Consider the following 2,754-nt stretch of genomic DNA (forward strand, 5'->3'; position numbering starts at 1 on the left):
ACACGACGCTCTTCCGATCTCTATGTGGTGGCGCCCATCAAGAGCATCCTGAAGACCATCCAGGAAAGCTCCGGGCGCATCAACGGCATGACCGGGGAGGTGCTGAAGCGGACACAGGCCTCCCGGCAGAGCGCGGCGGGCCTTTCCTCCCTGGCGGGGCAGCTCTCATCGACCTTTCAGGAGGTAGCCAGGAATGTATCTGACATCAACGACAGCGCAGGCACCGTCCGGCAGGAGGTACAGGCCATCGCGGAGGAATGCAGCGACATCACCGCCTACACCGCCCAGATGAACGCCCGGGCGGACGCCATGCAGCAGTCCGCCCAGAGCAGCGCCGAGACCACCGGCGCCAAGACGGAGGAGATCCTGTCCTCCCTCAACGACGCCATCGAGAAGAGCAAGAGCGTGAACCAGATCAAGAACCTCACCGGGGACATCCTGGCCATCGCCCAGCAGACCAGGCTGATCTCCCTGAACGCCTCCGTGGAGGCCGCCAACGCGGGAACGGCAGGCAAGGGCTTCGCCATGGTGGCCAGGGAGGTGCGGGACCTCTCCAACTCCACCCAGGAGACCGCGGGGCGCATCCAGGCGATCAACGACGTGGTCACCGCCTCGGTCCACAATCTTTCCGAAAATGCCAGGCAATTGATTGACTATATGAGTCAATCCGTCCTGAAGGAATTCCAGGCCTTCGTGGAATCCGGCAGCCAGTACAAGGAGGACGCCGCCCACATCCGCCGCATCATGGACGATTTCCACGGGCAGACCCAGCGGCTGAAGGATTCCATGTCCGGCATCGCGGATTCCATCGGCACCATCGACGAAGCCATCGACGAGAGCGCCTCCGGCATCGCCGGCATGGCGGGCAATACCCGGAGCCTGGCGGCGGACATGGAGGACATCACCCGGCGCATGGGCGTCAACCAGGACGTGGTGGCGGAGCTGGAGAAGGAGACGGCCGTGTTCGACAATCTGTAGGATGATTTTTAAATTTAAATTTTTGTTGACACCCACACGAACACCTGATATAATATCTCTCGTGAAAATTTATATCATTTCACACGACAAATCATATATAGCTTGATTGACAAGCTGATGTAACGGTATATGGAAGAGTGCAGAAAGAGTATCCCAGGGGGTACTCTGCCCTCTCGAAGGTACTGTACATCGGCTTTTTTGTTGTGCCGACGTATTCCACGCTCCTTGACAACTTAATCGCAGTCTCTGTCGGTCAGGGAAGCACCGCCATGACCTGCAGGATCATGACATGATCTTGCAGCCAGCGTGCCAAGGACAAACCGCTTAGACTGCGACGCGAATTGCAATACAAGCCGCGGCAAAAGCCGCGGCGCTGAAACTTATCACTTTTTATCACTTTTTTATATGACGAAAGGAGCGGCACAGCCTATGTCAAACTATATATGGAAAACGGGACACAAAGAAATCGCGAATATCACATCTCTGACTCCAGATGCCTACAACGTAACTCATATGTCGGAAAGAGCTTCCTGGGCAGTGGAGAGCTTTTTGCAGACGGCGTGGCTGCTTCCGGGGAACGGATTCCTGGGATGGCAGATGAATTCTGACAAAACCGGGCTCCGTGCCTTTGCTTTCTCAGAGGGGGACGTCAAGATGACATCCGGCGACTTTGGCTGGATTTTTGAGGAATATGCGGATGTCGAAGCACAGGCGCCGGATTTCTTTGAGGATCTGTACAGGGATTTCCCCAAAGTATATGTCCTGCGGCATATGCCGGGAATCTCCGATGAACTCCGGACATTCAGGAGCCGGCATCTGCCCTCTGAGGACACGGATTATCTCCAGGATGTGGTCAGGGCTGTGAAGGAGTCCGGGGGAGTCGTGCGGATCGTGGTGGAGACCGGTCATGACAGCCAGGGCGTGATCCTGTTTTGTCTGGCGGAGGAGATGACTCTCCAGATGCGCACCCTGCTTTCCCTGGCATTTCCGGATACCGTCCTGGAGGAGGCGGACATGGCGGACGCGGATACGGATTTCAGGCTTCCGGCAAAGTACCTGATGGAAAGCATGAAAAGGCTGCTGGAGGTCTTTCTCCTTGAGGAGTCCTTGCTATTGGATTCCATAGAGGATCCCTCCACAGAGGAGTCCTTCTCAGAGGAGTCCTCCACAGAGGATCTCCCCACAGAGGAGTCCTCCCTGGATTCCGGGGATCCTGCTTACAGATTCCATTGGGAGGATGAAGAAGATCTGGACGCAGCCTATGGTTACGACGATCCGGAGGGATATGATGCGGAGGATCCAGCAGCCCACAGCCAGCCTGGAGCCGGTGGGAAATCCGGCGGCGGGGAGATGTCTGACCAGGAGCCTGACAATCTACTCCTGGATGAAATGGATCTGAGCGTGCGCACCTACAACTGCCTGAAGCGGGCCGGAATCCACACCCTGGGGGATCTCCGGAAAATGAGCCGGGAGGATCTGGCGAAGATCCGGAATCTTGGATCGAGAAGCCTGGAGGAAGTCATAAATAAGCTTGCGTCAATGGGCCTGTCCCTTCAGGGCGAGCAGCAGCCGCCCAGCAGCTCCCAAATGCTGGCACAACTGATAGGCCTGAAGGACGTGAAGGAGCAGGTCAGGAAAATAGCGGCCTTCGCCAGGATGAAGAAGGACATGGAGACGCTGGGCAGGACATCCGTCCCGGTGGCGCTGAATATGGAGTTCGTGGGGAACCCCGGTACGGCGAAGACCACCGTGGCCAGGATCCTGGCCGGAATCTTC

1 protein-coding gene is annotated in these 2,754 nt (G+C 57.1%); it reads left to right on the top strand.

The window, feature by feature from the left end; all coding sequences use genetic code 11:
• Positions 1 to 1,575: 1,575 nt before the first annotated feature.
• A partial coding sequence (locus tag Q2B33_RS23730; RefSeq protein WP_300914316.1) for a DNA-directed RNA polymerase subunit alpha C-terminal domain-containing protein occupies positions 1,576 to 2,754 on the top strand: 1,179 nt, incomplete at its 3' end.

Source organism: uncultured Acetatifactor sp., from assembly GCF_948601915.1.
Taxonomy (GTDB): domain Bacteria; phylum Bacillota; class Clostridia; order Lachnospirales; family Lachnospiraceae; genus Acetatifactor.